The sequence below is a fragment of the Pseudomonas sp. HD6515 genome (assembly GCF_024971855.1).
In the GTDB taxonomy this organism is placed as follows: domain Bacteria; phylum Pseudomonadota; class Gammaproteobacteria; order Pseudomonadales; family Pseudomonadaceae; genus Aquipseudomonas; species Aquipseudomonas alloputida.
The window spans coordinates 1196009-1214498 of record NZ_CP079827.1; the positions used below are offsets into that span (position 1 = coordinate 1196009).

Annotated in this window: 13 protein-coding genes; 7 read left to right on the top strand and 6 right to left on the bottom strand. The window is 62.0% G+C overall.

The window, feature by feature from the left end; translation table 11 throughout:
• The first annotated feature begins 6 nt into the window (after nucleotides 1–6).
• Entirely contained in the window at nucleotides 7–687 is a 681-nt protein-coding gene (locus KW568_RS05565) for a bifunctional 4-hydroxy-2-oxoglutarate aldolase/2-dehydro-3-deoxy-phosphogluconate aldolase (protein WP_003255037.1), read from the top strand.
• Nucleotides 688–1082: 395 nt separating this feature from the next.
• Here KW568_RS05565 and leuA read toward each other — a convergent pair whose 3' ends face one another.
• From leuA to KW568_RS05585, 4 genes are all read right to left on the bottom strand, one after another.
• Nucleotides 1083–2756: a 2-isopropylmalate synthase gene (leuA, locus tag KW568_RS05570; protein WP_003255035.1), complete on the bottom strand. Its 1674-nt coding sequence runs from the start codon at nucleotides 2754–2756 to the stop codon at nucleotides 1083–1085.
• Nucleotides 2757–3178: 422 nt separating this feature from the next.
• A complete protein-coding gene (locus tag KW568_RS05575) occupies nucleotides 3179–4006 on the bottom strand; it encodes a M23 family metallopeptidase (RefSeq protein WP_003255034.1) in 828 nt (275 codons plus the stop codon).
• A gap of 3 nt (nucleotides 4007–4009) precedes the next feature.
• On the bottom strand, nucleotides 4010–5389 hold the full coding sequence (gene xseA / locus KW568_RS05580) for an exodeoxyribonuclease VII large subunit (protein ID WP_004575640.1): 1380 nt from the start codon (nucleotides 5387–5389) through the stop codon (nucleotides 4010–4012).
• A gap of 205 nt (nucleotides 5390–5594) precedes the next feature.
• Nucleotides 5595–6473, bottom strand: a complete 879-nt coding sequence (locus tag KW568_RS05585; RefSeq protein WP_003255031.1) for a LysR family transcriptional regulator — start codon at nucleotides 6471–6473, stop codon at nucleotides 5595–5597.
• Nucleotides 6474–6570: 97 nt separating this feature from the next.
• Here KW568_RS05585 and KW568_RS05590 point away from each other — a divergent pair, with 97 nt between their 5' ends.
• The 4 genes from KW568_RS05590 to guaA all read left to right on the top strand — a co-directional run bounded on the left by KW568_RS05590 (nucleotide 6571) and on the right by guaA (nucleotide 11143).
• Complete coding sequence (locus KW568_RS05590; RefSeq protein ID WP_004575639.1) at nucleotides 6571–7326, top strand: sulfite exporter TauE/SafE family protein; 756 nt, start codon at nucleotides 6571–6573, stop codon at nucleotides 7324–7326.
• A 47-nt stretch (nucleotides 7327–7373) separates the two neighbouring features.
• Complete coding sequence (locus KW568_RS05595; RefSeq protein ID WP_003255027.1) at nucleotides 7374–7931, top strand: hypothetical protein; 558 nt, start codon at nucleotides 7374–7376, stop codon at nucleotides 7929–7931.
• Between the two features lie 86 nt (nucleotides 7932–8017).
• Nucleotides 8018–9487, top strand: coding sequence for an IMP dehydrogenase (guaB, locus tag KW568_RS05600; protein ID WP_003255025.1), 1470 nt, complete (start codon nucleotides 8018–8020; stop codon nucleotides 9485–9487).
• Between the two features lie 78 nt (nucleotides 9488–9565).
• Nucleotides 9566–11143 carry a glutamine-hydrolyzing GMP synthase gene (gene guaA / locus KW568_RS05605; protein ID WP_003255024.1) on the top strand — a complete coding sequence of 526 codons (1578 nt, stop codon included), beginning with the start codon at nucleotides 9566–9568 and terminating at the stop codon, nucleotides 11141–11143.
• Between the two features lie 55 nt (nucleotides 11144–11198).
• Here the strand turns inward: guaA and KW568_RS05610 are convergent, their stop codons facing one another.
• Nucleotides 11199–14156, bottom strand: coding sequence for a membrane-targeted effector domain-containing toxin (locus KW568_RS05610; protein WP_004575638.1), 2958 nt, complete (start codon nucleotides 14154–14156; stop codon nucleotides 11199–11201).
• Between the two features lie 196 nt (nucleotides 14157–14352).
• Between KW568_RS05610 and KW568_RS05615 the strand changes: the two genes are divergently transcribed.
• Together KW568_RS05615 and tadA are read left to right on the top strand one after the other, a co-directional pair.
• Complete coding sequence (locus KW568_RS05615; protein ID WP_003255022.1) at nucleotides 14353–15732, top strand: multicopper oxidase family protein; 1380 nt, start codon at nucleotides 14353–14355, stop codon at nucleotides 15730–15732.
• Nucleotides 15732–16211, top strand: coding sequence for a tRNA adenosine(34) deaminase TadA (tadA, locus tag KW568_RS05620; protein WP_003255021.1), 480 nt, complete (start codon nucleotides 15732–15734; stop codon nucleotides 16209–16211). The genes KW568_RS05615 and tadA overlap by 1 nt, the downstream gene beginning before the upstream one ends.
• Nucleotides 16212–16302: 91 nt before the next feature.
• Here the strand turns inward: tadA and mltF are convergent, their stop codons facing one another.
• On the bottom strand, nucleotides 16303–17760 hold the full coding sequence (mltF, locus tag KW568_RS05625) for a membrane-bound lytic murein transglycosylase MltF (RefSeq protein ID WP_003255019.1): 1458 nt from the start codon (nucleotides 17758–17760) through the stop codon (nucleotides 16303–16305).
• Nucleotides 17761–18490: the final 730 nt, after the last annotated feature.

Sequence of the window (18490 nt, forward strand, 5' to 3'; positions counted from 1 at the left end):
ACAGTCATGACCACCCTTGAACGCCCACAGCCCAAGCTCTCGATGGCTGATAAAGCCGCGCGGATCGACGCCATTTGCAAAAAGGCGCGCATCCTGCCGGTAATCACCATTGCTCGTGAGGAAGACATCCTGCCGCTGGCTGACGCCCTGGCCGCTGGCGGTATCCGTACCCTGGAAGTGACCCTGCGCTCACAGCATGGCCTCAAGGCCATTCAGGTGCTGCGTGAGCAGCGCCCGGAGCTGTGTGTCGGCGCCGGTACCGTGCTCGACCGCAGCATGTTCGCGGCGGTTGAAGCTGCGGGCGCGCAGTTCGTCGTTACCCCAGGTATTACCCAGGACATTCTCGAGGCTGGCGTGGACAGTGAAATCCCGCTGTTGCCGGGCATCAGCACGCCGTCCGAAATCATGATGGGCTATGCCCTGGGCTACCGCCGGTTCAAGTTGTTCCCGGCGGAAATCAGCGGCGGCGTAGCGGCGATCAAGGCCTTTGGTGGCCCGTTCGGCGATATTCGTTTTTGTCCTACCGGTGGTGTAAACCCGGCCAACGTGCGCAACTACATGGCACTGCCAAACGTGATGTGCGTGGGGGGAACCTGGATGCTCGACAGCAGCTGGATCAAGAACGGTGACTGGGCGCGGATCGAAGCGTGCAGTGCCGAGGCGATGGCACTGCTGGACGCCAACTGAAAACTGTTGTGTGCTTTACGGCTTGTGGGGCGCTTGGTCGGCGCCCCTTTTTTTGCCTGGGGTATTTGCAGTGGTTGTGCTGGCCCTTTCGCGGGTAAACCCGCTCCTACGCACCGATCTGCGGTGGACATACACCGGGGGGCACAGGCCGTTGTAGGAGCGGGTTCACCCGCGAATGGGCCGGGCCTGCTGGCCAATATCCCTGGCCGTTAACCGTTGCCGTGGCCTCCGTATTCGCGGGTAAACCCGCTCCTACACCTGATCGACGGTGGACACACATTGGTGATTGGACACAGGCCGTTGTAGGAGCGGGTTTACCCGCGAAAGGGCCAGTGCAGGCCAACAAAAAAGCCCGCATCAAACGATGCGGGCTTTCTCATCCCTCATTCCAGGCTTCAGGCCGCCTTGGCTTCCTGCTGGCTCAGCGAGCGGTTCAGCGCGCTGAACAGGGCCTTGAAGCTGGCCGTGGTGATGTTCTCATCGATACCCACGCCATGCACCGGACGGCCACCGGCTACACGCAGTTCAATGTAGGCCGCGGCCTTGGCATTGGTGCCAGCGCCAATGGCGTGCTCGTTGTAGTCCATGATCTCCACGGCAATCGGCAGGCCGGCCACCAGTGCTTCCAGGGCGCCGTTGCCCTTGCCGCGCCAGTGCAGGGTGGTTTCGCCTTCACCGGCAACTTCCACTTCCACAGCGCTGTGGCCGTTTTCTTCCTGCAGGCGATGGCTGACCAGTGCGTATGGCGCGTTGGCCTGGAGGTATTCCTTGTGCAGCAGGCTGTAGATCTGCTGGGCGGTCATTTCCAGGCCCAGGCGGTCAGTCTCACCCTGCACCACCTGGCTGAATTCGATCTGCATGCGACGCGGCAGGCTGATGCCATATTCCTGCTCGAGCAGGTAGGTGATACCGCCTTTGCCCGACTGGCTGTTGACGCGGATTACCGCTTCGTAGCTGCGGCCGATGTCGGCCGGGTCGATCGGCAGGTAAGGCACCTCCCACAGCTCCCCATCCTGCTGCTTGGCGAAGCCCTTGCGGATGGCGTCCTGGTGCGAGCCGGAGAACGCGGTATGGACCAGGTCGCCCACATACGGGTGACGTGGGTGCACCGGCAACTGGTTGCACTCTTCGACCACCTTGCGCACACCGTCGATGTCGGAGAAGTCCAGCAACGGGTCGATGCCCTGGGTGTAGAGGTTCAGTGCCAAGGTCACCAGGTCGACGTTACCGGTACGCTCGCCGTTGCCGAACAGGCAGCCTTCGGCACGGTCGGCGCCGGCCATGAGGCCCAGTTCGGTGGCAGCGATGCCGGTGCCGCGGTCGTTGTGGCAGTGCAGGCTGATGATCACGCTGTCGCGGCGGCTGACGTTGCGGCAGAACCACTCGATCTGGTCGGCGTAGATATTTGGCGTGGACACTTCCACGGTGGCCGGCAGGTTGAGGATGATCTTGTGTTCAGGGGTAGGGTTCCACACCTCGATGACCGCGTCGCAGACTTCCTTGGCGAACTCCATTTCAGTGGCGCTGAAGGTTTCTGGCGAGTACTGGAAGGTCCACTGGGTTTCCGGCTGCTGGGCGGCGTACTTGACGAACAGCTTGGCCGCGTTCACCGCGATGTCCTTCACGCCTTGCTTGTCCTGATTGAAGACGATGCGGCGGAACGACGGGCTGGTGGCGTTGTACAGGTGGACGATGGCCTTCTTCGCACCGCGCAGCGATTCGAAGGTGCGGGCAATCAGGTCTTCACGTGCCTGGGTGAGCACCTGGATGGTGGTGTCATCCGGGATGTGGCCGTCCTGGATCAGGGTGCGCACAAAGTCGAAATCGGTTTGCGAGGCAGACGGGAACGAGGCTTCGATTTCCTTCACGCCAACCTGCACCAAGGTCTTCCAGAAGCGCAGTTTCTTCTCCGAGTCCATCGGCTCTATCAGCGACTGGTTGCCGTCACGCAGGTCGGAACTGCACCAGATAGGTGCCTGGGTGATGGTCTTCGACGGCCAGGTACGGTCAGGCAGGTCGATGGTCGGGAAAGCGCGGTATTTCTTCGAAGGGTCTTTGAGCATGGTCATGGAAGCAATCCTTTTGTGTGCGGCCGAGATCGGGCCTGCCGAGCGATAACGATATGAAGAGGCGAGGCGACGCGATTCAGCCTGGTAGTCGGGCGCTGACCAGGCAGAGGCTGCGATGTTGTCGGAGCAGGATGAGGGTGCTGAAGGTTTTCATGCCTTCAAACTTAACCAGTGGGGTGGGGGATGGCAAGCGTTCGGGGAAAATTGAGAGAAATGCTTAAAAAAAGCCATTAGGCGAGATTTTATGGCTTGATTGGGCTGAGTGCTTCGTTGCTTTTGCGCGGTATTTTTCGATGGCGCAACACAATGGAAGAAATGCCAGCGGTGCTGGCCCATTCGTGGGTAACCCCGCGCCTACAGGTACGCCGCCCCTTGTAGGAGCGGGTTTACCCGCGAATGGGCCGGCCCAGGCAGCGCACCGTTCAGGGCTGGAACGCCCCAATGAAAATCGCCGGGTCCACCCGCGCATCGTTCAGGCTGACGTTCCAGTGCATGTGCGGCCCGGTAGCCCGCCCGGTCGAGCCCACGCGCCCGACCACCTCGCCACGACGCAGTTGCTGGCCCACCTGCACATCGATTTTCGACATGTGGCAGAACATGCTGATAAAGCCCTGCCCATGGTCGACGAACACCGTGCGGCCGTTGAAGAAATAGTCTCCCACCAGAATCACTTTGCCATTGGCGGGTGTCTTGATCGGCGTGCCTGCCGGCACCGCAAAATCCAGCCCCGCATGCGGGTTGCGTTCTTCGCCGTTGAAGAAGCGGCGCACGCCGAACTTGCTCGACAGCGGGCCGTTGACCGGCTTGTCGAGAACCAGGTTGCTCGGCAGGTTAGGGCTGAAGCTGCGGTAGGCCTTGATCTGCTCGGCCAGTTCGCGGTCGATGCGCTTGAGGTCGGCCGGGTTCGGGTTGACCTGGCGCGTGTTCTTCAGGGTGATGCGCTGCTCAGGGTACTTCTTGCTGCCTACGCTGAAAGGCAGGGTGCGCCCGCCCTGGTTCAGCACTGCGGTGCCGGGCTTCTGGGTCAGCGGGATGCCGACGATGGCCAGCCAGTTGTCCTGCTCCTTCACCACCAGCACCGGTTTGCCGTCGAAACGGGCGCTGGGTGCGTTGGCGGCGGGGCCCAGGTCGACGACTGCCACACCGCCGGGTACCGGTTTGTTCAGTGTGCGGGTGATGTAGCTGGCCTGGGCGCCGCCGGCCAGCAGCAACAGGGAAAGGGCAAGCAGGGGCGCGAGCACGCGGGGCATGTGTCAGTCCAGTAGTGAGAGGGTGACCGGGGTCAGGTGGTTGTCTTCGACCCGCACCAGCAGCTCGCCTTCGTTCAGGCGGGCGGTCAGGCGTTGGCCGTTGCGGGTCTGTTCCGCGCTGCGAATGGCCTGGCCTTGTTCATCCAGCAAAATGCTGTATCCGCGGGCCAGGGTGGCCAGCGGACTGACCACCTGCAGTGTCTGCAACTGGGCCTGGAACCGCTGGCGACGGTCCTTGAGCACCTCACGCATGGCCCGTGGCAGGCGCTCGGCCAGGCTGTCCAGGCGCTGGTTCAGCAGTTTCAGGTTACGCCCCGGATGCTGCGCGGCCAGGCGGGCGTCCAGGCGTGCCAGGCGTTCGCGGCGCTGGTTGAGGTTGAGCATGAACGCGCGACGCAGGCGCATGTCCAGGTCGTCCAGGCGTTGAGCCTGCTGGCGCAAACGCTCGCCTGGATGACGCAGGCGGCGGGTGAGTGACTCCAGGCGCAGGCGGTCGTGGGTCAGGCGGTTCTGCATGCGCAGCAGCAGGCGCCGTTGCAGGCCATCCAGGCGTTGCCGAAGGCCGCTGTTGTCAGGGGCCAGCAGCTCGGCGGCAGCCGACGGGGTGGGTGCGCGCACGTCAGCCACGAAGTCGCTGATCGACACGTCGGTTTCATGGCCCACGGCGCTGACAATTGGCGTGACGCAGGCGGCCACGGCACGCGCCACGGCTTCCTCGTTGAAACACCACAGGTCTTCCAGCGAACCACCACCACGCGCCAGAATCAGCGCATCGAAGCCGAGGCTGTCGGCCAGGCGGATGGCGCGTACGATCTGCGCGATGGCTTCGCGGCCCTGTACCGCCGTAGGGATCAGGTTCAGCTCCACCTGCGGGGCACGGCGGCCGAACACACTGATGATGTCGCGGATCACCGCGCCAGTGGGCGAGGTGATGATGCCGATGCGCTGCGGGTGAGCCGGCAGTGGCTTCTTTCGTTCGGTGCTGAACAGTCCCTCGGCACCGAGCTTTTCCTTCAGGGCCTCAAAAGCCAGGCGCAGCGCGCCATCACCGGCGGGTTCGACGGTGTCGAGAATCAGCTGGTAGTCGCCACGTCCCTCGAACAGCGAAACCTTGCCGCGCACCCGCACCGCCAGGCCGTCTCGCAGTGCCTGGCGTACCCGCGTGGCGTTCTGCCGGAACAACGCGCAACGCACCTGGGCGCCGCTGTCCTTGAGGGTGAAGTACATGTGGCCGGACGCCGGGCGGGCGAGGTTGGAGATTTCGCCTTCCACCCACACGCTGCGGAAAACGTCTTCCAGCAGCACGCGGGCGCGGCCGTTGAGTTGGCTGACGGTAAGGACCTCGCGGTCCAGCCCGAGTCGTTCGAAAGGGTCTTTGATCATGGCAGGCATCATAAATGACATCGGCCCCGGTTGTCTGTCTTGCCCCTACTGTCAGCCTTGACCCAATCCTTGTGGGAGCGGCCTTGCGTCGCGAAAGGGCCGCAACGCGGCCCCGGCACTTCATGCGGCGAAGCTGAAAACCTGGGGCCGCATCGCAGCCCTTTCGCGACGCAAGGCCGCTCCCACAAGACCGCAACCGGTGCCTTCAGCCCTGCATCGTCGCCACGAACTGCCGCACCAGTTGCCCCGCATCACGGCGACAGGCCAGTGCCACTGTGCTCTGGCAATCACCCTCCAGCGCTACGAAGCTGACTGAAGCCGGGGCAATCTCGCACATGCACCGCGGCAACAACGCCACCCCAAACCCCGCCTGTATCAGCTGCAACTGCGTAGTCTTGCGCGACAGTACCTGCGCCGCCTGCGGGAAGAACCCTGCCCCCATGCACAACGAGGCAGACAGGTAGCTCAAGCCACCGCGATCCCGGTGCGGGATGGAAATGAAGCGTTCTTCCTTCAATTGCTCCAGTTGCACGTGCCGAGTACCCGCCAAGGGGTGCCCAGCGGCGACCGCCAGCAACAAGGGTTCGTCGAACAGTTCATGCAGCACCACGCCTTCATGCTGGCGCAGCACCGGCAAGCGCAACAGGCCGATATCCAGCCGTCCGGCAGCAATGTCTTCCAGTTGTGCCTCCGACGACTGCTGCGCAATCTCCAGCGAAACCCCTGGGTTGTGCTTCAGGTAGTTCCCCAGGCGAGCCAGAAGCCCGCCGGTCAGCGGCACGGTGCTGGAATGGTTCAGGCGCAAGCTGCCTTGCAACCCTTGGCCAATGTCACGGGTAACCCGCTCCGCCTGTGCCAGGTCAGCCAGCAAGCGTCGCGCCCGTTCAAGAAAGGCCTGACCGGCCAGCGTCAGGCGAGGCAGGCGCGCCGTGCGTTCGAACAGCGGCGTGCCCAGTTGCTGCTCCAGCTCCTTGATCTGCCGGCTAAGGGCCGACTGGGCAACGTACAGTCGCTCGGCTGCACTGCTGAAACTGCCACACTCGGCGATTTCCACGAAGTAACGCAACTGTCGGATCGACGTCATGTCATGCCTTTTTGAGATGGCTCTTGGGATAAAGGCATATTAGTCGGCATGGCTCATGGCTGGCTAACCTTTGCCTGTCTTCCCAGGAACTGCTGCCATGCTTGCCCAACTGTCGTTTTCCGGCCTTGACTGGCTGCCGATCCTGTTCGCCATCGCTGCGGCCTACATCGTCTTCGGCATCGCCGGCTTCGGTACTGCACTCGTGGCGGGGCCGGTGCTGATTCACTTCATGCCGTTGTCACGCATCATCCCGTTGCTGGTGCTGCTGGATTTCGTGGCCGCGTTCGGCAACCTGCTGCCGTCGCGCCGGGATGTGGTACGCAGTGAATTGCTGCGGCTGCTGCCCTTCATGGCCTTGGGTTGTACGTTGGGCGTGGTGTTCCTGCTGCAACTGAAGTCCGACCTGTTGCTGCTGTTGATGGGGGTATTCGTGACTGCCTATGCACTTTACGGGCTGGCAGTGAAAGTGAGGCCAGCCAGCCTGTCCGGCTTCTGGGCGGTGCCGATGGGCACGGCAGGCGGGTTGTTCGGGGCTTTGTTCGGCAGCGGCGGGTTTCTCTATGCCCTTTACCTGAGCGCACGGCTGGAGGTGAAGGAACAGGTACGCGCCACCCAGAGCGCGCTGATCAGCTGCAGTACGATAGTGCGTCTGTCGCTGTTCCTGATCGCCGGTGTCTATGCCGACCAAAGCCTGCTGCTGCTCGCCGCCTGCCTGCTGCCTGTCATGTTCATTGGCCTGTGGGTAGGGCGTCGGTTGACCCACCGGTTATCCCTTGAAGCGTTCGTACGGCTGGTCACCTGGCTGGTGCTGGCCAGTGGGCTGGCGTTGATTGGTCGCTACCTGAGCGCCTGAGCGGTAGAATTGCGTCATTACCGGCGTTTCTCAGGCTTGTCCCGTTCATGAACACCCAGAGCATCATCGTTCCAAAGCTGTCTACCGTCCCGGTGCATGAAGCCCGTGCCCGCGCCATCCTGCGCTGGCTGGTGCGCGAAAAGGTCGTCGAGGAGCAGCTGACCACCTGTGGCCGCACCGGTAACCGCATGGGCCATGCCCTGGCGGCAGGGGCGCGCAAAGTGGCCCTGCACCCAGAAAAACTGCCCTTCGGCGAACCGGTCAACGGCCTGGAAGTGATGCTCAAGCGCTGCATCTATACCCCCACCGAAGGCTTCCTCGAAGAAGCCGGTTGCCCGGAGTGCCGGCGCGAGGTAGGCGAGCCGTTGTTCGAAAGCCTGGAAGAGTGGATGCCGGCAGTGAGCGACAACTTTACCTGCCCACTGTGCGGCTTCGAAGATGACATCAATGGCTTCATTTACCTGCAGCCATGTGCCTTTTCCAACCTGGGGTTCATCTTCAACAACTGGGGCGAGGCCGGGTTCACCCAGGCCTTTCTCGACAGCTTCGCCGACTGGCTCGACCAGCCGGTGGCCGTGGTGCAGGTAAAACTGCCACAAGCCTGACCGAAGGCCCTTATTTTGCATTGAGCGGCGCGCCATGCATGAGTATAATGGCGCGCTTCCATTTTTCCCGCCCGGGAGCCCCCGCGATGCTGCGTATCAGCCAAGAAGCCCTGACCTTCGACGATATCCTCCTTGTACCTGGCTATTCCGAGGTACTGCCCAATGAAGTCAGTCTCAAGACCCGTTTGACCCGTGGCATCGAGCTGAACATTCCGCTGGTTTCCGCTGCCATGGATACCGTGACCGAAGCGCGTCTGGCCATTGCCATGGCTCAGGAAGGCGGTATCGGCATCATCCACAAGAACATGACCATCGAACAACAGGCCGGCGAAGTGCGCAAGGTCAAGAAGTTCGAGGCTGGCGTGGTCAAGGACCCGATCACCATCGACGCCGATGCCACTGTGCGCGACCTGTTCGAGCTGACCCGCCTGAACAACATCTCTGGCGTGCCGGTACTGGCGAACGGCGACCTGGTCGGCATCGTCACCTCCCGTGACGTGCGCTTCGAAAATCGCCTGGACGCCAAGGTTCGCGACGTGATGACGCCGAAAGAGCGCCTGGTCACCGTCCGCGAAGGCGCCGATAAAAACGAAGTTCGCGAGCTGCTGCACAAGCATCGCCTGGAAAAAGTCCTGATCGTTGACGACAAGTTCAACCTCAAGGGCATGATGACCGTCAAGGACATCGAAAAAGCCAAGGCTTACCCGCTGGCCAGCAAGGACGACCAAGGTCGCCTGCGCGTCGGCGCCGCCGTCGGCACCGGCAAGGACACCGGCGAGCGCGTTGCTGCGCTGGTGGCAGCTGGCGTTGATGTCGTCGTCGTCGACACTGCCCACGGCCACTCCAAAGGTGTGATCGACCGCGTACGCTGGGTGAAAGAAACCTACCCGCAAGTGCAGGTGATCGGCGGCAACATCGCCACCGGCGCTGCCGCCAAGGCCCTGGCCGAAGCGGGTGCTGATGCGGTCAAGGTCGGTATCGGCCCTGGCTCTATCTGCACCACCCGTATCGTTGCCGGTGTCGGCGTGCCGCAAATCAGCGCCATCGCCAACGTCGCAGCAGCACTGGAAGGCACTGGCGTGCCACTGATCGCTGACGGCGGTATCCGCTTCTCCGGTGACCTGTCCAAGGCCATCGTTGCCGGTGCGTCCTGCGTGATGATGGGTTCGATGTTCGCCGGTACCGAAGAGGCCCCGGGTGAGGTCGAGCTGTTCCAGGGTCGTTCCTACAAGGCCTACCGCGGCATGGGCTCGCTGGGTGCCATGGCACAGGCGCAAGGCTCGTCCGACCGTTACTTCCAGGACTCCTCGGCCGGCGCCGAGAAGCTGGTACCGGAAGGCATCGAAGGCCGCGTTCCTTACAAAGGCGCCCTGGCCGCGATCATCCACCAGCTGATGGGCGGCCTGCGTTCGTCCATGGGCTACACCGGCAGCGCAACCATCGAAGAAATGCGCACCAAGCCGGAGTTCGTGCGCATCACCGGTGCCGGCATGGCCGAATCCCACGTGCACGACGTGCAAATCACCAAAGAAGCCCCTAACTACCGCGTAGGCTGAGGCTTCCAGCTACAACATAAAGCGGGGCTGTCATGACAGCCCCGCGTCGTTTCCGATTTCCACTGACGAGATTGAGTCATGGCCCTCGACATTCACGCTCACCGCATCCTGATCCTCGATTTCGGTTCCCAGTACACCCAGCTGATCGCCCGCCGCGTGCGCGAAATCGGCGTGTACTGCGAACTGCACCCGTTCGACATGGACGATGAAGCGATCCGCGAATTCAACCCGCGCGGCATCATCCTTGCCGGCGGCCCCGAGTCGGTCCACGAAGCCAACAGCCCGCGCGCTCCGCAAGCCGTGTTTGACCTGAATGTGCCTGTGCTGGGTATTTGCTACGGCATGCAGACCATGGCCGAGCAGATGGGCGGCAAGGTAGAAGGTTCCGACCTGCGTGAGTTCGGTTATGCCCGCGTGGACGTTGTCGGCAAGAGCCGCCTGCTCGACGGCATCGAAGACCACGTTGACGACGACGGCGTGCTGGGCCTGGACGTGTGGATGAGCCACGGTGACAAGGTCACCCAGATGCCTGGCAACTTCAACATTCTGGCCAGCACCCCAAGCTGCCCGATCGCTGGCATGTACGACGACGTCCGCGGCTACTACGGCGTGCAGTTCCACCCTGAAGTGACCCACACCAAGCAAGGGGGTCGCATCCTGTCCCGCTTCGTGCAGGACATCTGCGGCTGTGAAGCCCTGTGGACGGCGTCCAACATCGTCGAAGACGCCATCGCCCAGGTGCGTGCGCAAGTCGGTTCGGCCAACGTCCTGCTGGGCCTGTCCGGCGGCGTTGACAGCTCGGTGGTTGCCGCGCTGCTGCACCGCGCCATCGGCGACCAGCTGACCTGCGTATTCGTCGACAACGGCCTGCTGCGCCTGCACGAAGGCGACCAGGTGATGGCCATGTTCAAAGAGAACATGGGCGTCAAGGTGATCCGCGCCGACGCTGAAAAGCAGTTCCTGGACAACCTGGCCGGCGAAGCCGACCCTGAGAAGAAGCGCAAGATCATCGGCCGCACCTTCATCGACGTGTTCGATGCCGAAGCCAGCAAGCTGGAGAACATCCAGTTCCTCGCCCAGGGCACCATCTACCCGGACGTGATCGAGTCGGCTGGCGCCAAGAGCGGCAAGGCTCACGTGATCAAGTCGCACCACAACGTTGGTGGCCTGCCGGAGGAGATGAACCTCAAGCTGGTCGAGCCGCTGCGTGAGCTGTTCAAGGACGAAGTGCGCAAGATCGGCCTGGAGCTGGGCCTGCCGTACGACATGGTCTACCGCCACCCGTTCCCGGGCCCGGGCCTGGGCGTGCGTATCCTTGGTGAAGTGAAGAAGGAATACGCCGACATCCTGCGTCGCGCCGACCACATCTTCATCGAAGAGCTGCGCAAGGCCGACTGGTACCACAAGACCAGCCAGGCATTCGTGGTGTTCCAGCCGGTCAAGTCGGTCGGCGTCGTCGGCGACGGCCGTCGCTACGCCTGGGTTGTGGCCCTGCGTGCCGTCGAGACCGTGGACTTCATGACCGCGCGTTGGGCACACCTGCCGTACGAGCTGCTGGAAACCGTCAGCGGTCGTATCATCAACGAAATCGACGGTATCTCGCGCGTTACCTACGACGTGTCGAGCAAGCCGCCTGCCACTATCGAGTGGGAATAAGCTGAACCCCAAGGGCGCCGCAAGGCGCCCTTGTCGTATCTGCGCCTTGCCTGGCTCAAGGGGCGATGTGATGCATGCCGCGTAATCTCAATTGGGCATGAAGCTCGCCCAGGTTTTGAAAGCGACGTTCATGGATGGTTGGCCAATCGGGGCGCTCCAGGTAGTAAAAGCGCCCATCGCGCTGGATCAGCGTGCGTCGCAAGGTCGAGTCCCGGCTGCGGTTGATCAGGTATTCCTCGCCCTGGGTGCGTTCGATCGCGTAATCGCCAGGCCTCACCAGCAGGCTGTCAAAGTCTGGTGATGGCGGGCGGGTGGTCAATACGGCGGCGCGTAGCCGCAGGTCACTTTGCACATGCCTTACGGTGCCACCTTCGTCCAAGGCATCCACACCAGGGTCTGCGCTGTAAGCGTCAGGTTCGCCGATCGGGCGGTCTTCGACACGCAGTCCAATCGCGCCTTCGGTTTCGGCCAGCCCGGTTACGCCATGGAAGGTGTTGGCGTGGGTACTGCCGACCAGCGCAATCCATTTTCCCGAGCCGCGCGCGGCCTGGTCTGCCTCGATGATCAAGTGTGCATGGAAGTTCATCATGCGCTGGCGTGCCACATCGGAAACGGGATTTGCCCACGCCTGGCGGTAACTGGCCATGCAGTCGATGGACTGTATGCGTACGCCGTTTTTCTGTGCGCTGACCAGTACCTGCCGAAAGGTGTAGCGGCCCTCGGGGTCGGTGCGGTGGCCGACATCCTGGCTTTCCACGTAGCGATCCAGCTCCTGCGGCATCACGCCGGTGCGGTTGAAGGTATCCAGGTCTGCTTGCTGGAAGTCGGTGGTGAAGTGCTCCATGTACAGCGTCTTTACCTTCAGTTTGCGTAGCTGGCGCATGTTGTCGATCAGCAATCGCTTGCTGCCAAGGCCACTGTGCGCTTCGCCAATGACCAAGCCGTTACTGTTGTTGTAGAGACTTTTCAAAATGTATTTGGAAGAAGCGTTGGCGGGTAATTCTGGTATATGCGGCCGTGCCGGTGTTTGCACTGTGGTCATGAACGTTTGGGCATCGGCGGCCAGTTGATCACGTAGTTGGCGAAATCGGGCGATGGCGGCCTGTCGATCAGGGGCATCGAGGAACGCTCGCGCACCGGTAATCTCATCGTCAGAAACATCCTTCAGTGAGGCGCGCAAATCGGCTGGCACTGCGTAAGGTGTTTCAGCCAAGGGTGGCACGCTTGCTCTTGCTGACGGCCGGCCCCAGATTTTCAGGCTCGACAGCATGCCTCCGTTGAGGCCAAGGCGTTCCACTGGGTGCCACTGGCCTGCGCCATCCAGGCGGATGGGCAAGCTTTTGTAAAATGAGAAGGGGTTTTCAGGATCGACGATGGTCCAGGATTTCAGTTCGGGTACAAAACGTACTTGGTAAGGCATCTCATCGATCAATGCGTAAAACTGCCCATCTTGCAGATGGATACCTTCAAGAAACCCTGTACCAGGTTTGCCGCCAAGCACTACATTCGTTTCGAAAGGGCGCAGTGCAGCCCACCTTTCGCTTGGCTGGAAGGGCTGAGGTACCCAGGTTTCAATCGCCTCTGCCACCTCTGAAGCACTTTCATCAGTGGGTTCCCCGCTGTGTTCATGCGCTGATTCTTCCGCCGGTATCGGGGCTTCCCCTTCCTCAGTCGCAGCGCCTGCTTCAGCCACCTCTGCGAACTCGTCAAGGGGTTTGCCTGGTGCGCTGAGCAGAAAGGTCGCGTTGAACAGTGTCTCGATGGCGGCGAAAATGGCGCCGGTTGTACCTGCCTTGCGTTCACGCGTTGTGTGCCCGTGTACCGCCTGGTAGATGTTCAAACCCATTTCAGCAATGCCTGCCCCCACCAGCGCCAACGCTACCGGCCAACTCACTGCCGCCATGGGGCCGAACACCTGCAGGCCCGCCTTCAGATAACCGATCCACAGTTGCCTGCGCAGGTCGGCGTTGGAGCGCAAAGAGAAATGCGCATCATCGATCATCCGCTTGCGAGCCTTGTTGCGCAGCCAGTCGAAGGCATCCTCTTCAATGGTCAGGTCGAGGGTATTGAGGCCGCTGTAATCATGGTTGCCCCAGCCGTGAAAGAGCAGATCGATCAGATGATTCAACCCGACTTTGCCGTCAGCCTCTTCACGATCGTCGAGGGAAAAATGTGCCAGAAAGCGGGTTCGGTTTTCGACATAGGTGCAGTTTGTGAGCACCCACCAGAACAGTGCCTGGTCGTTCTGGAAGTAATGTAAGCCGTCGACATCGCCCGGCATGTAAATCAGCTGGCTGCCATTGGCCAATTGCAGGCGAAGGATGTCCGTCGCCACATACCCGCCAATGTCCAACGCGCATACGCGCGTTGCGCCACCCGGCAAGACCCTTTGTTGCAGTGCTTCCAGCGACGGCGGCCAGGTCGTCTCGCCCACCAGGGCATGAGCGATATCCTGGCCGTGACGGGCTAGCGCGGAGGAGGGCTCTTGCGCGCAGGCTTCCAGTAATTTGCTCATGAAGTTGGCTTTGGCCAGCGTGCGGAAGTGCTCTGAATGTTTTGCCCAGAACGAGGTCATCCGCGTCTTGAAACCCGAGGCAAAATCAATGCGCCAGAAATACTCCAGCACGTCCTTGGGGTCGAGTCGAACTTCATTGCGCTCGTCATACACGTCTTTGCCTGGTCCATCGCTGTAAAAGCCAGCGAGGTAACTGAGCACGTCAGCGTTGTCCCGGGCTTGGGCATCGAAGCGGTGCATCACCAGTTGTGGCAGGGTCAGGGATTCAAAGGGCTGATCCAGGTGCTGCCAGCCGTTGAAGGTTCGAGGGCTGCTGACGGCGGTGTGGAAACGGTGCAGGTAGACATTGTCGGGCTCGAGTGCTTTCAGGTCATGACGCGCAAGGAGCTGTTGTGCGACTTCGCGCGCCATCTCGCGCATGTCAGGGCAGTCTTCAGTGAGTTGTCCGGCGAGGGTCATCAGCATTTGCTGGTCGCTGGGGAGGGTGTCGGCAAGCATCACGGTTGTCCAATAGAGGTGAAAGGCTGCCAGTTTTGAACGGTCGTGAGCCAGGGCGGTGGTGCTTATTGCTTGTCCGGTCGCTTCGTGACGCCGGGTTTTCACTTAATATTTCCCGTTTGCAGGTGTATCGTATTCGCCTTTATCGTCAGTCCTGCTGGCAGTTTGATTGCACCGAAGCGAGGTACCCGCACCGATGTCCTTCACCCGTCGACAAATGCTCAAAGGCCTCACTGGCCTGGTTGTAGTAGGCCTGGGGGCCGGAGGCGCGGCGCGATACTGGTTGGGCAAGGTCGAGGACGAGAACGCCGGGCACGACTACGAGCTGATTGCCGCCCCGCTGGAAGTGGAGCTGGTGCCGGGTTTCAAGACCGAGGCCTGGGCTTTTGGCCCTTCAGCGCCGGGGACGGAGTTGCGAGTACGCCAAGGCACCTGGTTGCGGGTGCGCTTCATCAATCACCTGCCGGTCGAAACCACTATCCATTGGCACGGCATTCGCCTGCCGCTGGAAATGGACGGCGTACCCTATGTGTCGCAGTTGCCGGTCAAGCCGGGTGAGTACTTCGATTACAAATTCCGCGTGCCGGACGCCGGCAGTTACTGGTACCACCCGCACGTCAGCAGCTCCGAGGAGCTAGGCCGCGGTCTGGTCGGGCCGCTGATCGTCGAGGAACGTGAACCCACCGGGTTCCAGCATGAGCGCACGCTGAGCCTGAAGAACTGGCATGTGGACGAGCAGGGCGCATGGCTGCCTTTCAGCATTCCGCGCGAGGCTGCGCGCAACGGCACTGCCGGGCGGTTGATCACCATCAACGGCCAGGCCGACTCGATCACCGAGCTGCCGGCCGGCCAGGTGGTGCGGGTGCGCGTGCTGAACCTGGACAATACCTGGACCTACCGCCTCAACCTCAAGGGCAACTGCGAGGCGAGAATCTATGCCCTCGACGGCAACCCGGTGACCCCGCGTGCGCTGGACGAATATTGGCTAGGCCCTGGCATGCGTATCTGCCTGGCCATCCGCATTCCTGAGGCGGGTGAGGAAATTTCCCTGCGCGACGGTTTCGTGCGCCTGGGCACCCTGCGTTCGGTGGCCAGCAACGACGCGCCGAGTGACTGGCCGCCCGCGCTGCCACCCAATCCGATCGCCGAGCCGGACCTGGAGAATGCCGAAAAGCTGAACTTCAATTTCGAGTGGGCGGCCGGCGTCTCTGTCACCGCTGATCCGGCCAAACCGTCGAGCATGTGGCAGATCAACGGCCAGGCCTGGGATATTACCGACAAGACCTGTGCCGACCGCCCCATCGCCACGTTGCAGAAGGGCAAGAGCTACATCTTCGAGCTTAAGAACATGACCCAGTACCAGCACCCGATCCACTTGCATGGCATGAGCTTCAAGGTGATCGCCTCCAACCGTCACGACATCAAGGAACCGTGGTTCACCGACACCTACTTGCTGGGCAAGAACGAGCGCGCCCAGGTAGCACTGGTGGCGGATAACCCAGGGACCTGGATGTTTCACTGCCACGTCATCGACCACATGGAAACCGGCCTGATGGCCGCGATTGCGGTGGTCTGATGCGCCCGCAGATCATCGATCGCAGTCGCGATCAGGAGTTCATGCGCCTGGCGCTGGCCTTGGCCGCCGAAGGCGCGGTGCTGGGCGAGGTGCCGGTGGGGGCGGTGCTGGTACAGCATGGGCAGGTGATCGGCCAGGGTTTCAATCGGCCGATCATCGACAGCGACCCCAGCGCGCATGCCGAGATGGTGGCGATCAGGGCGGCAGCCAGGTCGGCCAGCAACTACCGGCTACCCGGCAGCACCCTGTATGTGACCCTGGAACCGTGCAGCATGTGTGCGGGGCTGATCGTGCATTCGCGGGTGATGCGCGTGGTGTTTGGCGCGCTGGAGCCCAAGGCGGGGATCGTGCAGAGCCAGGGGCAGTTCTTTGGCCAAGGCTTTCTCAATCACCGGGTGATGGTGGAGGGCGGGGTGCTGGCGCAAGAGTGCGGGCAGATCCTCAGCGACTTCTTCAAGGCCCGCCGGGCCAAGGCTTGAGCTGTACCGGCCTCTTCGCGGGCAAGCCCGCCCCTACAGGTTCTGCGCAAATCTTGTAGCCGCGGGTTTGCCCGCGAAGAGGCCTACTGGCTTACATCGGCGACGACTTATCCGCTGGCTTGTCCTTGTTGACCCCGGGCACATGCAGGTTGCCCTCGGCCACCTGGCCTTCGAGCTGCGGCTGGGTCACCCAGGTGAGGATGTCGTAGTAACGACGGATGTTGGCCACGAAATGCACCGGTTCGCCCCCACGGGCATAGCCGTACTTGGTCTGCCGGTACCACTGCTTCTGAGCCAGCCGCGGCAGCATCTTCTTCACGTCCAGCCACTTGTTCGGGTTGAGCTTCTCGCGCTTGGCCAGGGTGCGGGCGTCTTCCAGGTGGCCGCTGCCGACGTTGTAGGCCGCCAGGGCAAACCAGGTGCGATCCGGTTCCTGAATGCTGTCGTCAAGCTCTTCCTTGATCTTCATGAAGTACTTGGCGCCGCCCTGGATGCTCTGCCTCGGGTCCAGGCGGTTGGACACGCCCATGGCCTGGGCGGTGCGCTGGGTCAGCATCATCAGGCCGCGCACGCCGGTCTTGGAGGTGACTTCCGGCTGCCACATCGATTCCTGGTAGCCGATGGCGGCCAGCAGGCGCCAGTCGACCTGCTCGACCTTGGCGTAGCTCTTGAAGTGCTTCTCGTACTTGGGCAGGCGCTGCTGCAGGTGCTGGGCGAAGGTGTAGGCGCCGACATAGCCAAGCACGTCGACATGGCCGTAGTAGCGGTCCTTCAAGCGTTGAAGGGTGCCGTTTTTCTGTGCCTTGTCGAGAAATTCGTTGATTTCGTTGAGCAGGCTGTTGTCTTCGCCTGCTGCCACTGCCCAGCGCTGGTCGCGGGTGTCGCCCAAATCGAAGGCGACCCGCACGTTGGGGAAATACACCTGGTTCATCGCCAGTTCGTTGGAGTCCACCAGGGTCAAGTCGATCTGACCTTCGTCCACCATGCGCAGCAGGTCGACCACTTCGACGGCGTCGGATTCCTCATATTGCAAGGCAGGGTACTGCTTTTTCAGCTCGGCCAACTGGTCAGCATGGCTGCTGCCCTTGAGCACCATGATCTTCTTGCCGACCAAACCCTGGGCGCCGGTGGGGCGCGGGCGGCCGTTGCGGTAGATGACCTGCGGGGTCACCTCCAGGTAGGGATGGGAGTATTTCACCTGGGTTTTGCGCCGTTCACTGCTGACCAGGCCGGCGGCAGCCAGTACCGGGCCGGAGGGCTTGCCGAGGGAGTCGTAGAGCTCGTCCAGGTTGTCGGCGGTCTCGATCTGCAGCTTTACGCCGAGATCGTCGGCGAAATGCTGGACCAGTTCGTACTCGAAGCCGGTTTCGCCGTTACGGTCCTGGAAGTAGGTTGCCGGGCTGTTGCGTGTGATCACGCGCAGCACGCCATCCTCCTTCACGCGCTCGAGGGTGCTGGGTTTTTCAACGCAGGCACCTAGCAGCAGAAAGAGTCCGGTTGCGAGAAGCCATTTGGCGCAACGCTGGCGCAAAGCAGTGTGGGCGAACATAGGTTGCAGTATACGCAAAGGACTGGCCCAACCATATCTCGACAACGGTTAGCTTGTCTGGTAGCGGGTTGTGTGGTTGGGGAGGGGGAGGGGAGGGGGAGGGGATTGCATCAAGGCTACCAGGTGCCCTTCTTGAGATATTCAGCGCCTATGAGATCGAGCGCCGCCCGCGCGGCGCTTCGCGGGTAAACCCGCTCCTACGTTTGTTTCGGGCCAGTCCATCCTGTGCCTGGCGCGCGCGACCGCCTTGTTGGTACGACGCGATATCGATATAGGCACCAAGGCGTTCGCGCGCAAATCCCACAGGCATAATTGGCCCGAAACAAACGTAGGAGCGGGTTTACCCGCGAAGCGCCGCGCGGGCGGCGCTCGATCTCACAGGCGCAGAATGTCTTAAGGCGGACACCTGCGGCGCTCGATCTCACAGGCGCAGAATGTCTTAAGGCGGACACCTGCGGCGCTCGATCTCACAGGCGCAGAATGTGTCGAGGCGGACACCTGCGGCGCTCGATCTCCCAGGCGCTGAATGTCTCAAGCCGGACACCCGGCGGCGCTCGATCTCACAGGCGCAGAATGTCTTAAGGCGGACACCTGCGGCGCTCGATCTCCCAGGCGCAGAATATCTTAAGGCGGACACCTGCGGCGCTCGATCTCCCAGGCGCAGAATGTCTTAAGGCGGACACCTGCGGCGCTCGATCTCCCTGGCGCTGAATGTGTCGAACCGGACACC

Bases quoted from the DNA above. Each gene is read 5' to 3' on its own strand.
- KW568_RS05565 (WP_003255037.1), top strand. From the start codon at position 7: ATGACCACCCTTGAACGCCCACAGCCCAAGCTCTCGATGGCTGATAAA.
- leuA (WP_003255035.1), bottom strand. From the start codon at position 2,756: ATGACCATGCTCAAAGACCCTTCGAAGAAATACCGCGCTTTCCCGACC.
- KW568_RS05575 (WP_003255034.1), bottom strand. From the start codon at position 4,006: ATGCCCCGCGTGCTCGCGCCCCTGCTTGCCCTTTCCCTGTTGCTGCTG.
- xseA (WP_004575640.1), bottom strand. From the start codon at position 5,389: ATGATCAAAGACCCTTTCGAACGACTCGGGCTGGACCGCGAGGTCCTT.
- KW568_RS05585 (WP_003255031.1), bottom strand. From the start codon at position 6,473: ATGACGTCGATCCGACAGTTGCGTTACTTCGTGGAAATCGCCGAGTGT.
- KW568_RS05590 (WP_004575639.1), top strand. From the start codon at position 6,571: ATGCTTGCCCAACTGTCGTTTTCCGGCCTTGACTGGCTGCCGATCCTG.
- KW568_RS05595 (WP_003255027.1), top strand. From the start codon at position 7,374: ATGAACACCCAGAGCATCATCGTTCCAAAGCTGTCTACCGTCCCGGTG.
- guaB (WP_003255025.1), top strand. From the start codon at position 8,018: ATGCTGCGTATCAGCCAAGAAGCCCTGACCTTCGACGATATCCTCCTT.
- guaA (WP_003255024.1), top strand. From the start codon at position 9,566: ATGGCCCTCGACATTCACGCTCACCGCATCCTGATCCTCGATTTCGGT.
- KW568_RS05610 (WP_004575638.1), bottom strand. From the start codon at position 14,156: ATGCTTGCCGACACCCTCCCCAGCGACCAGCAAATGCTGATGACCCTC.
- KW568_RS05615 (WP_003255022.1), top strand. From the start codon at position 14,353: ATGTCCTTCACCCGTCGACAAATGCTCAAAGGCCTCACTGGCCTGGTT.
- tadA (WP_003255021.1), top strand. From the start codon at position 15,732: ATGCGCCCGCAGATCATCGATCGCAGTCGCGATCAGGAGTTCATGCGC.
- mltF (WP_003255019.1), bottom strand. From the start codon at position 17,760: ATGTTCGCCCACACTGCTTTGCGCCAGCGTTGCGCCAAATGGCTTCTC.